This is a genomic window from Tahibacter caeni (assembly GCF_024609805.1).
In the GTDB taxonomy this organism is placed as follows: Bacteria; Pseudomonadota; Gammaproteobacteria; order Xanthomonadales; family Rhodanobacteraceae; genus Tahibacter; species Tahibacter caeni.
This window is the reverse complement of the sequence record NZ_JANFVR010000004.1, coordinates 23,301-38,549: the sequence shown is the minus strand read 5'-3', so window position 1 is coordinate 38,549 and position 15,249 is coordinate 23,301. Positions and strand designations below refer to the sequence as shown.

The window sequence follows — 15,249 nt, the reverse complement described above, 5'->3', positions numbered from 1 at the left end:
CGTCGCTGCGGGGGCAGGGGGAAAGCGTGCGCGAAGACGAACAGGAAACGATGGCCGATGCCGTCGCCGCGGCGGACGAGCCGCTGCCGGCGCAGATCGGTCCTTACCGCATACTCGGCCTGCTCGGCGAAGGCGCCATGGGCCGGGTCTACCGCGCGCAGGAGAGCCAGCCGCCGCGCGAGGTCGCGCTGAAGGTCATGCACGCGCTCGGGCGCTCGGCCCTGACCCGCTTCCGCCGCGAAGTGGAACTGCTGGCCCAGCTCGAACATCCGGGCATCGCGCGGCTCTATGCGGCCAGCGACGCGGCCGGCGAAGGCGCGGCGCCGCCGTGGCTCGCCCTGGAATACGTGCGCGGCCGCGACCTGATCGCGCATGCGCAGCAGCAGGCGCTGCCGCTGGACGCGCGGCTGCAGTTGCTGATCGAGATCTGTCGCGCCGTCCATTACGCCCACGGCCGCGGCGTCATTCATCGCGATCTCAAGCCCGGCAACATCCTCGTCGACGCGGCCGGCCAGCCCAAGGTGCTCGACTTCGGCATCGCGCGGCTCGCCGACGGCCTGTCGCGCGAGGTGACGCAGCTCGGGCAGGTGCTCGGCACCGTGCCGTACATGAGTCCCGAGCAGCTATCGGGCAACAGCGCCCAGGTCGACGCGCGCAGCGACGTCTATGCCCTGGGCTGCATCGCCTACGAGCTGATCGCCGGCCGCCTGCCGCATCCGCAGCTGTCGACCTCGACCCTGTTCGAGGCGATCGACATAGTGCGTCATCAGCGGCCCCAGGCGCTGGGTCGCCTCGCGCCGGCCGCGCGCGGCGATCTCGAGACCGTGGTCATGAAGGCGCTCGCGCAGGAGCCCGAGCGGCGCTACAGCTCGGCGGCCGAGTTCGCCGCCGACCTGCAGCGCGTGCGCGAGCATCGGCCCGTCGACGCGCGTCCGCCGACGCTCGGTTATCTGGCCGCGCGCTTCGTGCGCCGGCACCGCCTGGCCAGCGCCGCCGCGGCGCTGGCCGTGTTCGCGCTGATCGCCGCGAGCGTGGTGTCGCTGCGTCTGGCCTGGTCCGAGGCCGCCGCACGGCGCGAGGCCGAAGTCCGCGCGACCGAGGCCGGCGCGGTCACGAGCTTCCTCGAACGCATGCTGGTCTCGGCCGATCCCGACCGCAGCCAGGGCGGCGACCTGACCGTGCGCAGCGTGCTCGACGCGGCCCAGGCCGAGCTGGGCCAGGCCGGCCTCGCGCCGCTGGCCGCTGCACGCGTGAACCTGACCCTCGCGACGACCCTGCTCAAGCTCGGCGAAGCCGCGCGTGCCGAGGCGCTGTTCGCACAGGCGCTCGCCTCGCTCGATGCCGGCGCGCCGCAGCCGCTGCGCGACGCGCTGCAGGTCGGCCAGGCGCGGGCGCTGTACGTGCAGCAGAAATACGCCGCGGCCGACGCGCTGCTGTTGCCGCTGCTGCAACGCACGGCGCCGGCCGCCGAAGCGGCGATCCGCATCGATGCGCGCCTCGCCCAGGCCGAGGGGCTGCTCGCCCAGGGCAAGTCCGAGCCGGCCGAGGCGCTGCTGCGGCCGCTGCTGCGCGACGCGCGGCGCGAGCTCGGCGACAGCCATGCGCTGTCGCTCGCCGTGAGCCAGAACCTCGGCTCGGGCCTGCGCCTGGCCGGCCGCTACGACGAGGCGATCGAGCTCGCGCGCGCAACCCTGGCCGTGCACCTGGCCACGATCGGCCCCGAACATCCGCAGACCTTGAAGGTGCGCGGCCTGCTCGGTGCGCTGTACGAGCTCAAGAACGACGACGCGGCGGCCGGCGCCGAATTCCGCGAAGTCATCGCCGTGCGCACGCGCGTGCTCGGCGCGGCGCATCCGGAAACGCTGAATGCGCGCCAGGCGCTGGCCTCGTTCCTCGTGCGCCGCGGCGAATCCGAGCAGGGCGTCGCACTGATCCGCGACGTGCTCGAAGCGCGTCGCCTGCGCGGCGAGGACACCACGCCGAACAACCTGCTCGCGCGCAACGTGCTGGCGTATGCGCTCGAGGACCAGGGCCGCCTGGCCGAAGCCGAGGCCGAGCTGCGCCGCGTCGTCGCCGCGCAGAGCCGCGACGGCGGCCCGGCCAATGCCGAGGCCATCGGGCCGCGCAACAATCTCGCGATGCTGCTGCTCAAGCAGAAGCGCGCGGGCGACGCGCTGGTCGAGTTCGACGCGCTGGATGCCTGGATGCGCGCGAACCTGCCCGCCGGCCATCCGTATTTCGCCGTGTTCGCGAGCAATCGCGGCGAGTGCCTGGTCCAGCTCGGCCGCTGGGACGAGGCGCGCCGCGTGCTCGAGGGTGCGCATCGCGACCTGGCCGCGAAGTTCGGCGGCGGTCATGAGCGCACGCGCACGGCGGCCACGCGCCTGGCCACGGTGCTGCGCCATTTCGGCGATGCCGACGGCGCCGCGGCACTGATCGCGGCGGGCTCGCCGTGACGACCGCGCTGTCGCTCGCCGTGTTCGGCGTCGTGCTGCTGCTCCTCGCCGCGAGCTGGCGGCGCGAACGGCGAGCGCACGCGCAGACGCTGGCCGCACTGGACCGCGAGCGGCGCGAGCGCGAACGCGAGATCGGCGAGCAGGCCGCCGCGCAGGAGCGCGAGCGCATCTACCACGACCTGCACGACGATCTCGGCGCGAAGCTGCTGAGCCTGATCCATGCCGCGACGACGCCGCAGCAGGCCGACCAGGCCCGCGCCGTGCTGCAGGATCTGCGCGATACGGTCAGCCGTTCGCGCGGCACGCCGGGCACCCTGCTCGACGTGCTCGCCGACATCCGCAGCGAGGCGCGCCAGCGCCTGGCCGCGGCGCAGATCGAACTGCGCTGGGACGAGGCCGACGGCCTGCCGGACCCGCCGCTGCGCAGCGAGCAGTCGCTGCACCTGCACCGCATCGTGCGCGAAGCGATCAGCAACACGATCCGCCATGCGCAGGCCGCCTCGCTGCGCGTGCGCGTGGCCTGCCGCGGCGGCGACCTGCTGCTGGAGCTGACCGACGACGGCCACCTCGCGATCGCCGACGGCAGCGGCACGCGCGGCATGCGCCAGCGCGCGCACGAGCTCGCCGGCGACATCCGCTGGACGGCGGGCACGGCCGGCGGCACGAAGGTGGTGCTGGCGTTTCCGCTGCCGGTCGCGGCAGGATAGCCCGCATGGATCCGCACAGCGCCCTGGTCGTGGACGACCTCGCCGGCAGCCGCGACTGGCTGACGCGCGCGCTGGCGCTCGCGTTTCCGGGCATCGTCGTGCAGCAGGCCGCGACCCTGGCCGAAGCGTTCGCGCAGATCGCGCCGCCGCCGCCGCTCGCGCTGATCGACCTGGGACTGCCCGACGGCAGCGGTCTGCGTCTGATTGAGGCGCTGCGCGCGCAGCCGGATCCCGTGCTGTGCATCGTCGCGACCGTGTTCGACGACGACGCGCACCTGTTTCCGGCGCTGCGCGCCGGCGCCGACGGCTACGTGCTCAAGGATCAGACCCCCGAAGCGCTGGCCGACATGCTGCGCGGCATCGCCGCAGGCCAGCCGCCGCTGTCGCCGTCGATCGCGCGGCGCCTGCTGCGCCATTTCAAGCCGGAGCCGGAGCCGGCCGTCGCGGCCGACGAAGCGCTGACCGCGCGCGAGACCGACGTGCTGCGGCTCGTCGCCAAGGGACTCACGGTGGCCGAGGTCGCCGGCATGCTCGACCTGTCGCGGCATACCGTGGCCGGTTATCTGAAGGCCATCTATCGCAAGCTCAGCGTGAACTCGCGCGCCGAGGCCGCGCTCGAGGCGACGCGGCGCGGGCTCGTCGGGACCCGCTGAGCGTCCCGGTCGGCGGACTGCATCTGCCGGCGCGGCATCGGGCGCACCGGCGATGCTGTATCACGCCTGCCGTTCCTGCCATGCACGACCGGATGTCTGTGCTTCAGGCATCCGGTCGCGAGACTGTTGTCGCTATCCGGTTCTACCGGCCAATCGTCAGCTGCCGCGGCGCCAGGCCAGCAGGCCGGTCGCGGCTAGCAGCGCGGCCATCAGCAGCATGCCCAGACGATCGAGCGCCGGCACCGGGACCTGCGCGACCGGCACGCCGCCGCCGGTGCCGCCGCCGACCTGGGCCGAGCCGAAGCCGTCGACGTAGACATAGCCCGCGTGTCCGCTCAGCGAGCAGTCGGCGCCGATCACTGTCAGTTCGATCTGCTGGCCGACGGCCGAGGCCGGCAGTACCGCGTCCACGTTCTGGAACGGCAGGTACTTCCAGGTGCCCGTACCCTGCTGGAAGGTCACGCCGGGCTGGCCCGAATAGGCGAACTGCTCGAACAGCACGCTGTTGTCGGCGACGTTGCGCACGACGACGTAGAAGTACGGCTGTTCGTTCGGCGCATGCGCCGGGTCGTCGAGCACCGGCGCGAACGAGAAGCGCAGGTGCGGCAGGCTGTCGGCCGGATCCACGTCGGCCGCGGTCACGGTGTCGACCTGGCGCAAGGTGGTCAGGCGCGCGCCCGTGGCCTCGTCGTTGATCTTGGCCGTGTACTGGCCGACGCGCGGCAGGGTGATGCCCGGCGCGCGCGGATCGGCGCCGGCGCCGACGACGCTGGCCGGACCGGCCGCGCCCGGCGTGATCTGCACGCTTGCGCCGGTGAACGGCGGCGTGCCGGCGAGGCCGGGGTTGCTGCCGCCGCCGACGGTCCAGCCGGCGAGGCTGTTCTGCTCGAAACCGCCGTTGACGAAGATGGCGTGGCTGGCGCCGGCGCAGGCCAGCAGGGAGACGGCGGCGATCAGGCGGATACGGTGGCGCATGAGGACTCCAGGTTGCGGTAGGGCCGCCGGGGCGGCGCGGAGGGAATTCATTCGACGGCCTGCCGCAGGCTGCTGCCGGCAGCCAGGCGTACGCCGGGCAGGCTTTGCTGGGCCGCCGCGAGCACGGCGGCGTGTTCGTTCGGCGGCGCCTCGCGCATGAAATCGAAGCCGATCGCGAACTGGCGCGCCGGGCCGAGCTCGGCGCCGCGCAGGCTGCGCGCGATGCAGGGATTGCCGCGGAAACAGCCGCTCTCGTGCACGCGCAGCACGCGCTGGCGCCAGGCCTCCACAGCGGCCGCCGTCGTGCCCGGCGGAAAGACCGCGACATAGTCGAAGCGCGTGGCCGCGCCGACGGTCGCTTCGTTGGTCGTGCTTTGTCCGGTTCGCAGCAGCGCGTAAGCGGCCAGGATCAGCGCGACCAGCGCGAGCGCGACGGCGAGGCTGCGCCAGAACCGGCGCGATGCGAAGCGCGCCCGTCGCCGCAGCGGCAGTGCAGGTTGCAGAACCATCGGATTCCCCCGGTACGCACGGCGCCGTCTGCGGGCCGCGGTGTGGAGGAATGGTAGAAATCTGTGACGTGGTTCCGTACCCCGCGTTCAGGGGGTAGGGCGGGCGATGCCGATCACCGTCGTCAGCCGGTCATGGCTATGCGACTCTGCTGCGGCTGTTGAGCCCCCTTTAGTAAAGGGGGCGGCCAAACGCGAACGCGTTTGGCGGGGTTGTGGAGACGAGCAGCACGGCACAGAAGCGATGGCGCGGACGTTTACCTCGGCTTCCAATAAGGATTCGGTTCATCCGGATCCGGCCGGTACTGGAAGCGCTTGTAATGCCACTGATACTGCTCGAAGGCCAGGCGCACGCAGTCCTCGACGCCCTGGTTCAGTGCCGCGACGGCGCGCGGCAGGTCTTCGGAGGCGATGTCCGGTGGCGCCGCGCGGAAGCGCACGCGGAAGCCGCGGCCCCCGGGCAGGCGTTCGGCGAACGCGAACAGCACGGTCGCACCCGTGCGCTGGGCCAGCCGCGACACCAGCACCATGGTCAGCGCCGGCACGCCGAAGAACGGCGCGAACTCGCCTTCGCCCTGCTTGGGCTGCTGGTCCGGCAGGATGCCGACGACTCCGCCGACCTGCAGGCGCTTGTACAGCGCGCGCACGCCGGCGCCTTCGGCGCGGATCTGTTCCGGGTTGAGTGCGCCGCGGGCCTTGAGCAGCAGCGGTTCCAGCGCCGCATGGCGCGGCGGGCGGTAGACGATCGCGAGCGCGGTGCGGCTGCAGAGCCAGAAATTCAGCAGCTCCCAGCAGCCCAGGTGCGGCGCGGCGACGATCAGGCCGCGTCCGGAGGCCAGCGCGGCCGCGAACAGCGCCTCGCCGTCGACCTCGCGGACCAGCGCCAGCGCCCGCTCCGGACCGCCGCCCCAGATCTTCGCGATCTCGGTGAACGACTTGCCGGTTTCGCGCAGCGTTCGCTTGGCGGTCTGCTGACGTTCCTTTTCTCCGTATTGCGTATGTATCAACCGGAGATTCACTTCGGTGTGATGGCGCAGCTGGCTGCCCGACCACCAGAACAGGCTGCCGAGCAGCGCGCCCAGCCCGTGCAGCGCGCGCAGCGGCAGGCGTCCGACCAGGCGGAGCAGGAAATACAGGATGGCGAGAGGCAGGCGCATGCGAACCGCGGATGGTAACGGCCGGATTGACCCGCTGGCCATGCTTGCGCACCATCGCGTCCCCCCGAAACCCGAGGAAGCCGATGATCGCCCTGATCCAGCGGGTCAGCACCGCGCGCGTGGACGTGGACGGCGCGACGGTCGGCGCGATCGGTCCGGGGCTGCTCGCGCTCGTCGCGGTGCAGCCCGGCGACGGCGAGGCGCAGACCGCGCGGATGCTGCAGCGCCTGCTCGGCTACCGCGTGTTCGGCGACGACGCCGGACGCATGAACCGCTCGCTCGCCGATACCGGCGGCGGTCTGCTGCTGGTGTCGCAGTTCACCCTGGCGGCCGACACGGATTCGGGAATGCGGCCGAGCTTCACGACGGCCGCGGCCCCGGCCGAAGCCGAACGCTGGTTCAACCGCCTGGTCGAACTGGCGCGCGGCGCCCATCCGGGAGTGGAAACCGGGCGTTTCGGCGCCCATATGCAGGTCCATCTGGTGAACGACGGTCCAGTCACGTTCCGCCTCGAGGTCCGTTGACGGCCCGACCCGCCAGAACTCGCTATGCCTGGCCAGGTTCCCCGCCCGGGGCGCCCTTGACAGGCTGCCTATAATCTCAAGTCTTGCCCCCAGCCGAGCCCCCATGGCCATCGAGAACACCACCCAGGACCAGCAGTCCGACCTGAAGCTCCTCATCGTGAAGGGGCGCGAGCAGGGCTACCTGACCTACGCCGAAGTCAACGACCACCTGCCTGACGATATCGTCGATCCGGAACAGATCGAAGACATCATCGGCATGATCAACGGCATGGGCATCGAGGTGCACGAGACGGCGCCCGAAGGCGAAATGCTGCCGCAGGACGCGCCGTCCGCCGTCGCCGACGACGAAACCGCCACCGAAGAGGCCGTCGCCATCCTGGCCGCGGTCGACGCCGAGGTCGGCCGCACGACCGATCCGGTGCGCATGTACATGCGCGAGATGGGCACGGTCGAGCTGCTGACCCGCGAAGGCGAAATCGCGATCGCCAAGCGCATCGAGGAAGGCCTCAACGCGGTGCAGACCGCGCTGGCCAGCTTCCCGTGGTCGATCCAGCTGCTGATCGAGGAATACGACCAGCATCTCGAAGGCAAGCGCCGCCTGTCCGAAGTCATCGCCGGCTTCGCCGACGTGGAAGAGCCGCAGCCGGCGATCAGCGAGGAAATGCTCGAGTCCGACGAAGGCGGCGCCGCCCCGGCCGGCAAGGACGACGAGGACGAATCGGGCGAGGGCGGCGAGGAAGCCGGCCCCGGCGAGACCGGTCCCGATCCGGTCGAGGTCGCCCGTCGCCTCGACGAGCTGCGCCAGTTCTACGCCAAGTTCCAGAAGACCGCCGAGAAGTACGGCCTCATCGACAAGAAGGCGCAGAAGCTGCGCGAACAGATGGCCGAGAGCTTCTTGAAGCTCAAGCTGCCGGCCGTCATGATCGACAGCTTCGTCAAGAAGCTGCGCGACGTCGTCGGCAACATCCGCAACCACGAACGCATCATCATGGACCTCTGCGTGAAGTCCGCGAAGATGCCGCGCAAGGACTTCCTGCGCGCGTTCCCGGGCCACGAGATCGATCTCGACTGGACCGAGGAGCTGATCCGCAAGAAGCAGAAGTGGTCCTCGGGCATACGCGCGCACAAGGACGAGATCGTCGCGGAACAGGAAAAGCTCGTCTCGACCGAGAAGGGCCTGTTCCTGTCGCTGCCGGACATCAAGGAAATCAACCGCGCGATGTCGATCGGCGAGGCCAAGGCCCGCCGCGCGAAGAAGGAAATGGTCGAGGCCAACCTGCGTCTCGTCATCTCGATCGCGAAGAAGTATACGAACCGCGGCCTGCAGTTCCTCGACCTGATCCAGGAAGGCAACATCGGCCTCATGAAGGCCGTGGACAAGTTCGAATACCGCCGCGGCTACAAGTTCTCGACCTATGCGACCTGGTGGATCCGCCAGGCGATCACGCGCTCGATCGCCGATCAGGCGCGCACGATCCGCATTCCGGTGCACATGATCGAGACGATCAACAAGCTCAACCGCATCAGCCGTCAGATGCTCCAGGAAATGGGTCGCGAGCCGACGCCGGAGGAGCTGGCCAAGAAGATGGAGATGCCGGAAGACAAGATCCGCAAGGTCATGAAGATCGCGAAAGAACCGATCTCCATGGAGACGCCGATCGGCGACGACGAGGACTCGCACCTCGGCGACTTCATCGAGGACACCAACGTCGACTCGCCGGTCGAATCGGCGACGAGCACGGGCTTGTCCGAGACCGTCCGCGACGTGCTCGCGGGCCTGACCCCGCGCGAGGCCAAGGTGCTGCGCATGCGCTTCGGCATCGACATGAACACCGACCACACCCTGGAAGAGGTCGGCAAGCAGTTCGACGTCACGCGCGAGCGCATCCGTCAGATCGAAGCCAAGGCGCTGCGCAAGCTGCGCCATCCGAGCCGGTCGGAGCAACTGCGATCGTTCCTCGATCTCGAGTGACGCTGACGAAAAAAGCCCGCGCAAGCGGGCTTTTTTCTGTCGGGAACCGGGAATGGGGAATCGTAAGAGCGAAGCGCGGCGTACCGGTTCCGCCCCGTCTCAGGCCGCTTCGCGTTTCATCGCAATCACGCTGTCGCGCGCCTGCTGCGCGAGCGTCTGGCGGTCGATGTCCACGCCGCGCAGCGGCGTGCCGAAGCTCACGGTGATCGTGCCGGGACGCACGCGGAACAATCCGGACAGGCTCAGCACCTTGCCCGAGCCTTCGATCGCGACGGGCACCACATCGGCGCCCGCATCGAGCGCGACCTGGAACGCGCCGCTCTTGAACGGCAGCACCTCGCCGTCGCGGCTGCGCGTGCCTTCGGGGAACACGCAGAGCGTGGCGCCGGCCTTCACGAGCGCCGCCGCCTCTTGCATGCGCCGCGTCGCCTCGCGCGCGCTGCCGCGCTCGACGAAGATCATGCCCATCGCGCGTGCATAGGCGCCGACGAACGGCACCTTGGACAGCTCCTGCTTGAGCAGGAACTGCAGCGGCACCGGCACGGCATGAAACAGCGCGCAGATGTCGATCATGGACTGGTGGTTCGCGACGAGCACGTGCGGGCGGCTCCAGTCCACGCGCTCGAGCCCGCGCACGACCAGCCGCGCACCCGAGCCGCGCAGCAGTCCCGGCGCCCAGCAGCGCGCGGCCATGCGCAACGGCAGGCGCCGGCGGCGCGTGACCAGCAGCACCAGCAGCGCGAGCGTGATCCAGCCCGCCGTCCACAGCAGCGTGAACACGAGCTGCAGCGCGTTGAACGCCGCCCAGCCCCAGCGTGAAAAAGCCATCCGTCCTTCCCCCTGGTTTGCCGACCTCGGCTGGCCTGCGGCCGTCCGGCCGCGGCACCTGAAACCGCTCCGCCGCGGCCCGTGCCGTCGTAGCCGGCACGGCACATGCAACGCCATCCCCATGAAGCCACGCAGCGGCCGCACCTACATCGGCATCTCGGGCTGGCGCTATGCGCCCTGGCGCGGCGTATTCTATCCGCGCGGCCTGGCCCAGCGGCGCGAACTGGAATACGCCTCGCGCACGTTCTCCGCGATCGAGATCAACGGCACGTTCTACAGCCTGCAGCGGCCGCAGAGCTTTCGCGACTGGCGGCAGCAGACGCCGGACGACTTCGTCTTCACCGTCAAGGCGCCGCGCTACGTCACGCATGTGCTGCGGCTGCGCGACATCGAAACGCCGCTGGCCAATTTCTTTGCTTCCGGCGTGCTCGCGCTGCGCGAGCGGCTCGGACCGATACTCTGGCAATTCCCGCCGAGCCTGCGCTATGACCCGCAGCGCTTCGCCGATTTCCTCGCGCTTCTGCCGCGGACCGCGCGGCAGGCGCTCGCGCTCGGACGTCGCCGCGATACCGGACGGATGCGCGGCCGCACCGCGTTGCCGCGCCTCGACGACGCGCCGCTGCGCCATGCGGTCGAGATCCGCCACCCGAGTTTCTGCGAGGCCGAATTCGTCGAGCAGCTTCGTGCGCACAACGTCGCGCTGGTCGTCGCCGACACGGCCGGCCGCTGGCCGCTGATCGAGGAAACCACCGCCGACTTCGTCTACCTGCGCCTGCATGGCGACCGCGAGCTCTACGTCAGCGGCTACGACGCTGCCGCGCTCGACGCCTGGGCGCGGCGCATCCGCGCCTGGCGCCTCGGCTCGCAGCCGAAGGGTGCTCGCCGCATCACGCGCACGGCGGCGGCGAAGCGGCCGCGCGACATCTACTGCTTCTTCGACAACGACGTCAAAGTGCGTGCGCCGTTCGACGCCTATGCGCTCGCCGAGCGCCTCGGCAGCGCGACCGGCGCCGAACCGGGTCGTGCACTGTCGGGCGACTGAGCTCGTGCAGAACGCGGGGCGGGCTCGGGCACGGGAATCCAAGTCCGAACGGAAGTCGATCGCATCGACGAGCTCCGCGCGGCCGCGGCGCCATCGTTGCGCGCCGTTGCGGACGCGCCTATTCGACCGGCGCCGGCAAAGGCCGCGCGACTCCGTACGGACGCTTCGACCGGCGCCACCTGTAACTCGACCTCAAGGCAACTCGTCGTCGACCTCGATCTTGACGAGGCGGTCGCGCGCGAAGGCCTGATGCAGACGCTGCGCGAGTGCGTCGCGCGCCAATGTCGTCTCGACGCCGAGGGCGCAGTGCGGCGGCGAACCGTCGAACGTGACCGGCGGCGCGTCGAGCGCGTACACGCGCGCACGCGGATCCGGTGCCCAGAGCTGGCCGTCGCCGGGCCACAGGCCGTAGACGACGATCGACGTCACGCGCTCGAGCGCCCACGCCGGCGCGCCGAGTCGCGCGTGCACGGCGGCGGCATCGAGCTCGTCCAGCGGCGTGCCGCGCAGGTGCACGCGATAGCGAAGCACCGCTCCGTCGCCGGCCGTCGCGTCACCGATGCGTCCGTGCCATCGCTGCACTCGCTGCTCCCCGTTTGTCCTGACTGCATGCATTGCCCATGGTGGCCGCAATTTGCGTCACACCGCATGTGACGATAGTCCGGAGCACCGATGCACGAGCATGAAGAAATGTTTAGGTTCGATAGTTTCTCCACGCTGTTTTCACAGGCGTGAAACCTGCGCGGCGGCACGCGGCAAATGCAGCGGTGACCGCGACGGCGCTAAGCCCGCCACTGTCGGTCGCGTCGTTGGATGCACGCGTGTCTCGTGTGGTTTATCGCCAGTTCCACCGCTGCGCGGGCAGCGCCGGGTCTGTTGCCCGCGTCGCATGAGGAGGGTAGGGATGCGCCGCTGCTTCGTCGTTGCGCCGATGACGATCGTTCCGCGACCATGAACCCTGTGCGACAGGCGGGCGCGCTGCAACGTGACTGCGTGCCACCGGTGGCATATCCGGCGGTCAGTCCGCCGATTCCGGCCCCGGTGCCCAGCCCGCGGCCAGTCCGCTACAATCCCACTCCCGGCAGAGCCCGTCCGCCCGAGCCTGCTCGCACGACGCTCCGCCGCGGTGCTGCATCGCCGCCGCGTCGAGCACGGAGCACTTGCACCGGCGCGCCGCTCCAGGGCCTATAGCTCAACGGTTAGAGCAGAGGACTCATAATCCGCCATCTGGTCTATTCGGGTGCATGCATTCCGTTGCATTACCTAGCAGATTCGCGAACTTAGACGCGAATCTGTGGTTCAATCTGTTGCATGGAGCTGCCCGAAACTGGCGGATTTTTCCGCCAAGATTGCACGAGAATTACACGCGGAATTTGTATACACATTTCATCTAGGGCTGATCGAATCCATGCAGTCGACGGAACAGCCCTGCGACCCTAGCTCCCGTCTCTGTCCGCTGCTGAGCCTCAGTCATACCGAGCCTCACGAGCGTGCCGACGGCAGGCGGATCGTCGCCAATGTGGAACATTCCGGAGAAGCTGTACAAGCGCGCGGCAATCCGTCCTTCTCCATCGCCATGGTAATCGGCGTTCGCAAATGCTTCGCCGTGGTCGACCTCGAAGCGATACAGCGCCGCGTCGAATCGGTCGCCAGCCACCTTTTCGGACGGGTAGACGATGGGCCGGAACTCGGCGTTGACGATCAGCGTCAAGTCGATGGCGACAATAGGGATACTTTCGGGCAACACGGCTTTCGTCCGAACGAGTTGTCGATAGGCGCTGACCAAGTTCGGTTCGAGGTTTCTGGGCCCCCGAGGGCGCTTGCACTCAATCTGCAGCTCGGTTCCAGCAAGGTCTCTGACGCTGACGTCTGCGGGATGCTCAAGGCGAACGGCAAATCCCGCGGTGGCAAACCGTGCCGCTGTCGATAGCTCGAAACCGGCGTCTCGGCCCGGGTCTTGCGGTCCTTGGTTAGCGAAGTAGAACGGCTCTCCATCCACCATCGTGCGCAGCTTTCGGCGCGCCTGTGCCGAGTCGACCACTGCGTCCGGAAGAGCGGCAATATCGCAAAGCTGATCTATTTCGCAAATTGCACCGTAGTACTCGATCGTCTCGATCGGGATATCTGTACCTGGAGGCGTTGCGAGTGCGACGTCGAGAATCTCCCGATAACGTTCAAAGCGATGTCCCGGCGCAACGCGCTGTCGTTCGAGCCAATCAATTGCGGCATCGAAATCTTGGGACAACTGGTTGATGGTTCGGCGCATGCTGTCTCTCCAGTATTGCAGTTGCTGGCTTCTTAGGTCTGCGCTCGCGTTGGTCATGGCAAGAATCGAATACCGCCAACCCATCCAGACCCTAGCTCGTATTCCGGCCGCAGCGTGCCAACCACTAAGCCGATCCATCCGAAGTTCTCTTCTCCGACTGCAGCAATCTCGGCCGAGTGGCCCATCACCCGCCACGCGACGAGATCGCCGGGCTTCAACGTTGGCCCGGCTGTCCCCGCAGTCTCTGCTGGAACGACAAAGCCCCCGCTTCCTGATGGAATGCGGAGCATGACGAGTTGGTTCCCGGAATCCAGCCGCTTCGTCGGATGAGGCATACCGTAGACCCTTGCGTCTACGACGATCGCGGGGAGTGTTGCACCTGCGCTCACAGTGCAATCCATGTACGCACATGCGTACCTGAATGCTGACTCTCCGTCCTTGTAGACGAGCCTATCCGGCGGCCGCGCAGCAACAGCTTGCGCGGCCGCATTTTGAGGTGCTCGAAAGGACAACATCGTCAGCCAAGTGACCAACCCGGCCGCAACGGCGATCACCACGCCCAACAGCACGAACGGCAGCACCTCGGTCACAATCTGTCAACCTCGCTATCTCACCAGCCTGAGCGACCGGAGCGCGGCAGGCAGACGCATCCAGAGTCAGCCCTTGCGTTGGGGTGTTTCGTCCGGATAGGTGCGCTCGAAGTCGAATGTCCCATCCTTCAGATGCACGACCAACTGAGCGCGCCCGCCGTTCCGCATGATCGCTCTGCCGCGCGCCGCCCCTGCATCCACGGCGTCCTGCTTGGTCTCGTGTCGCGAAAGACCAACCCGTTCAATGCCAGTACCCTGCGTGAGCACCCAGTCAGAATGCTCTCTCGACCACGTTACCTCCAGCCTAGTCCGTGTTGCCATGCCGCTCTCCCGTCGCAGAAGTGTGGTTGCCTTGTGTCGCGTGAGAGCGTCGCCTCTCACGCCAGCGGTGGTACCGGCCGCGCTGCAGTCGCGCCGGCGGTGGCTCGATCGGCCAGGCGGGGCTTCATTCGTCCTCAGCGTATGCGAGCGTCCCTTGCCCGCCGCGTGCCCGCGACCTCACGAACGGGACCAGTGTGCGGCCGCAAGTTGTTGACCGCATCAGCATGGCGCTGGCCGAGGCCTCAGAAAATTCCGACTTCGTTGGCGACCTAGACGGCAGCTGAACTTCCCGCCCGAATCTGCCGCTCCCGCAGCTTCGGCTGGGCGTTGCCGAGCAGTCCCGACGCCATCTGATGCGACGTCTTCAGCCAAGTGTCCCGGCTGTTCACCCCGATCACGACCGGCGCGTGGTGAGCGAACCGTTCCCGGTCGCACCGCTGCCGCGTAATGATGCCGAATGAGTAGCGCTGTGGGGCGCCCTTGGGCTCACCCGCCCCGGCCAGGGAGCAGAAGATGCCGGCGAAGGTCGTCGGCTGCTCCTGGAACGGCAGGAATGCGGCGGTGCTGCCGGCGACGGTGGCGACGTACCCCGAGGCGGGAACCAGGCAGCGGCGGAGCAGCGCGTCGTTCGCCCAGATGGAGCGGAGCGGGTATGCCGAGAGCTTGGCGACGTCGAACGTCGCGAGCTGCGGCTGGCCGCCTGGGCCGGGCACGCCATCCGGGAGCAGCCCCCACAGTGACGTCACCACGGCCGCACCGCCCGCTGCGCAGGGGATGATGATCGGCGCCCAGTCCAGCGGCCGGCAGACCCTGCGGCGCGGCGGCAGCGCGACGCGCGCGATCGCGTCCCACATCGTGACGGACCCGTCTGCGGCGAAGGGTGGCAAGTCGTGGTGCGGGTCGGACCAGAGAGACAGCATACGACACGTACAATCGTACGGATCCGGTAGCGTACGCGGGCAAGCAAAGGTCCGCAATCTTCGAAACGCAAAGGCGCGGCCAACCACGGAAGTTGAATAAATTCAACGAGAAGCAATCCAGCTGCGGGTAGCTAACGCAGAAAGAAGCCGCTGCCGAGTTCTAGCTTAATGAGAGGATGAGCAGCCTAGCGGCAGTCTGTCGCAGTCAATGGGACGGTGCGGCGAGAAAATTGCTTGGCCTCGGCAATCAATTGCACGAAGCGACGACGTCAGCTGAACAACCGAAATCGAACTTGTGGCAGAAGCGTGATGATCGGCTGAAACGGCAAAAT

15 protein-coding genes are annotated in these 15,249 nt (G+C 68.6%); 6 read left to right on the top strand and 9 right to left on the bottom strand.

What is annotated here, in order from left to right:
* Positions 1-26: 26 nt before the first annotated feature.
* The 3 genes from NON22_RS00980 to NON22_RS00970 are packed head-to-tail and all read left to right on the top strand — an operon-like array spanning position 27 to position 3,816.
* Positions 27-2,456, top strand: a complete 2,430-nt coding sequence (locus NON22_RS00980; RefSeq protein ID WP_257385021.1) for a protein kinase domain-containing protein — start codon at positions 27-29, stop codon at positions 2,454-2,456.
* A complete protein-coding gene (locus NON22_RS00975) occupies positions 2,453-3,163 on the top strand; it encodes a sensor histidine kinase (protein WP_257385020.1) in 711 nt (236 codons plus the stop codon). The genes NON22_RS00980 and NON22_RS00975 overlap by 4 nt, the downstream gene beginning before the upstream one ends.
* Before the next feature lie 5 nt (positions 3,164-3,168).
* Positions 3,169-3,816 carry a LuxR C-terminal-related transcriptional regulator gene (locus NON22_RS00970; protein ID WP_257385019.1) on the top strand — a complete coding sequence of 216 codons (648 nt, stop codon included), beginning with the start codon at positions 3,169-3,171 and terminating at the stop codon, positions 3,814-3,816.
* Positions 3,817-3,972: 156 nt separating this feature from the next.
* On the opposite strand, the gene NON22_RS00965 is transcribed toward NON22_RS00970, so the two are convergent.
* From NON22_RS00965 to NON22_RS00955, 3 genes are all read right to left on the bottom strand, one after another.
* Positions 3,973-4,791, bottom strand: a complete 819-nt coding sequence (locus tag NON22_RS00965) for a hypothetical protein (RefSeq protein ID WP_257385018.1) — start codon at positions 4,789-4,791, stop codon at positions 3,973-3,975.
* A 47-nt stretch (positions 4,792-4,838) separates the two neighbouring features.
* Positions 4,839-5,300 (bottom strand): hypothetical protein, encoded by a 462-nt coding sequence (locus tag NON22_RS00960; protein WP_257385017.1) that lies wholly within the window; start codon positions 5,298-5,300, stop codon positions 4,839-4,841.
* Positions 5,301-5,554: 254 nt separating this feature from the next.
* Positions 5,555-6,454 carry an LpxL/LpxP family acyltransferase gene (locus NON22_RS00955; RefSeq protein WP_257385016.1) on the bottom strand — a complete coding sequence of 300 codons (900 nt, stop codon included), beginning with the start codon at positions 6,452-6,454 and terminating at the stop codon, positions 5,555-5,557.
* Between the two features lie 83 nt (positions 6,455-6,537).
* Between NON22_RS00955 and dtd the strand changes: the two genes are divergently transcribed.
* Positions 6,538-6,978, top strand: coding sequence for a D-aminoacyl-tRNA deacylase (dtd, locus tag NON22_RS00950; protein WP_257385015.1), 441 nt, complete (start codon positions 6,538-6,540; stop codon positions 6,976-6,978).
* Between the two features lie 103 nt (positions 6,979-7,081).
* Complete coding sequence (gene rpoD, locus NON22_RS00945) at positions 7,082-8,950, top strand: RNA polymerase sigma factor RpoD (protein WP_257385014.1); 1,869 nt, start codon at positions 7,082-7,084, stop codon at positions 8,948-8,950.
* A 99-nt stretch (positions 8,951-9,049) separates the two neighbouring features.
* On the opposite strand, the gene NON22_RS00940 is transcribed toward rpoD, so the two are convergent.
* The gene (locus NON22_RS00940; protein ID WP_257385013.1) at positions 9,050-9,778 is read right to left on the bottom strand and encodes a lysophospholipid acyltransferase family protein; all 729 of its coding nucleotides are present in this window, start codon (positions 9,776-9,778) and stop codon (positions 9,050-9,052) included.
* Positions 9,779-9,899: 121 nt separating this feature from the next.
* Here NON22_RS00940 and NON22_RS00935 point away from each other — a divergent pair, with 121 nt between their 5' ends.
* Positions 9,900-10,820, top strand: coding sequence for a DUF72 domain-containing protein (locus NON22_RS00935; RefSeq protein WP_257385012.1), 921 nt, complete (start codon positions 9,900-9,902; stop codon positions 10,818-10,820).
* A 192-nt stretch (positions 10,821-11,012) separates the two neighbouring features.
* On the opposite strand, the gene NON22_RS00930 is transcribed toward NON22_RS00935, so the two are convergent.
* The 5 genes from NON22_RS00930 to NON22_RS00910 all read right to left on the bottom strand — a co-directional run bounded on the left by NON22_RS00930 (position 11,013) and on the right by NON22_RS00910 (position 14,917).
* Positions 11,013-11,402, bottom strand: a complete 390-nt coding sequence (locus tag NON22_RS00930; protein ID WP_257385011.1) for a hypothetical protein — start codon at positions 11,400-11,402, stop codon at positions 11,013-11,015.
* An 808-nt stretch (positions 11,403-12,210) separates the two neighbouring features.
* The gene (locus tag NON22_RS00925; RefSeq protein ID WP_257385010.1) at positions 12,211-13,086 is read right to left on the bottom strand and encodes a hypothetical protein; all 876 of its coding nucleotides are present in this window, start codon (positions 13,084-13,086) and stop codon (positions 12,211-12,213) included.
* Positions 13,087-13,139: 53 nt separating this feature from the next.
* Positions 13,140-13,676 (bottom strand): hypothetical protein, encoded by a 537-nt coding sequence (locus NON22_RS00920; RefSeq protein ID WP_257385009.1) that lies wholly within the window; start codon positions 13,674-13,676, stop codon positions 13,140-13,142.
* A gap of 66 nt (positions 13,677-13,742) precedes the next feature.
* Positions 13,743-13,997 carry a DUF2188 domain-containing protein gene (locus NON22_RS00915; protein WP_257385008.1) on the bottom strand — a complete coding sequence of 85 codons (255 nt, stop codon included), beginning with the start codon at positions 13,995-13,997 and terminating at the stop codon, positions 13,743-13,745.
* Positions 13,998-14,266: 269 nt separating this feature from the next.
* A complete protein-coding gene (locus NON22_RS00910; protein WP_257385007.1) occupies positions 14,267-14,917 on the bottom strand; it encodes an SOS response-associated peptidase family protein in 651 nt (216 codons plus the stop codon).
* Between the last annotated feature and the right edge of the window lie 332 nt (positions 14,918-15,249).

Excerpts from the sequence above, each read along its gene's own strand:
- NON22_RS00955 (WP_257385016.1), bottom strand. The coding sequence starts at position 6,454 with ATGCGCCTGCCTCTCGCCATCCTGTATTTCCTGCTCCGCCTGGTCGGA.
- NON22_RS00915 (WP_257385008.1), bottom strand. The coding sequence starts at position 13,997 with ATGGCAACACGGACTAGGCTGGAGGTAACGTGGTCGAGAGAGCATTCT.
- NON22_RS00970 (WP_257385019.1), top strand. The coding sequence starts at position 3,169 with ATGGATCCGCACAGCGCCCTGGTCGTGGACGACCTCGCCGGCAGCCGC.
- dtd (WP_257385015.1), top strand. The coding sequence starts at position 6,538 with ATGATCGCCCTGATCCAGCGGGTCAGCACCGCGCGCGTGGACGTGGAC.
- NON22_RS00940 (WP_257385013.1), bottom strand. The coding sequence starts at position 9,778 with ATGGCTTTTTCACGCTGGGGCTGGGCGGCGTTCAACGCGCTGCAGCTC.
- NON22_RS00935 (WP_257385012.1), top strand. The coding sequence starts at position 9,900 with ATGAAGCCACGCAGCGGCCGCACCTACATCGGCATCTCGGGCTGGCGC.
- rpoD (WP_257385014.1), top strand. The coding sequence starts at position 7,082 with ATGGCCATCGAGAACACCACCCAGGACCAGCAGTCCGACCTGAAGCTC.
- NON22_RS00925 (WP_257385010.1), bottom strand. The coding sequence starts at position 13,086 with ATGCGCCGAACCATCAACCAGTTGTCCCAAGATTTCGATGCCGCAATT.
- NON22_RS00960 (WP_257385017.1), bottom strand. The coding sequence starts at position 5,300 with ATGGTTCTGCAACCTGCACTGCCGCTGCGGCGACGGGCGCGCTTCGCA.
- NON22_RS00965 (WP_257385018.1), bottom strand. The coding sequence starts at position 4,791 with ATGCGCCACCGTATCCGCCTGATCGCCGCCGTCTCCCTGCTGGCCTGC.
- NON22_RS00910 (WP_257385007.1), bottom strand. The coding sequence starts at position 14,917 with ATGCTGTCTCTCTGGTCCGACCCGCACCACGACTTGCCACCCTTCGCC.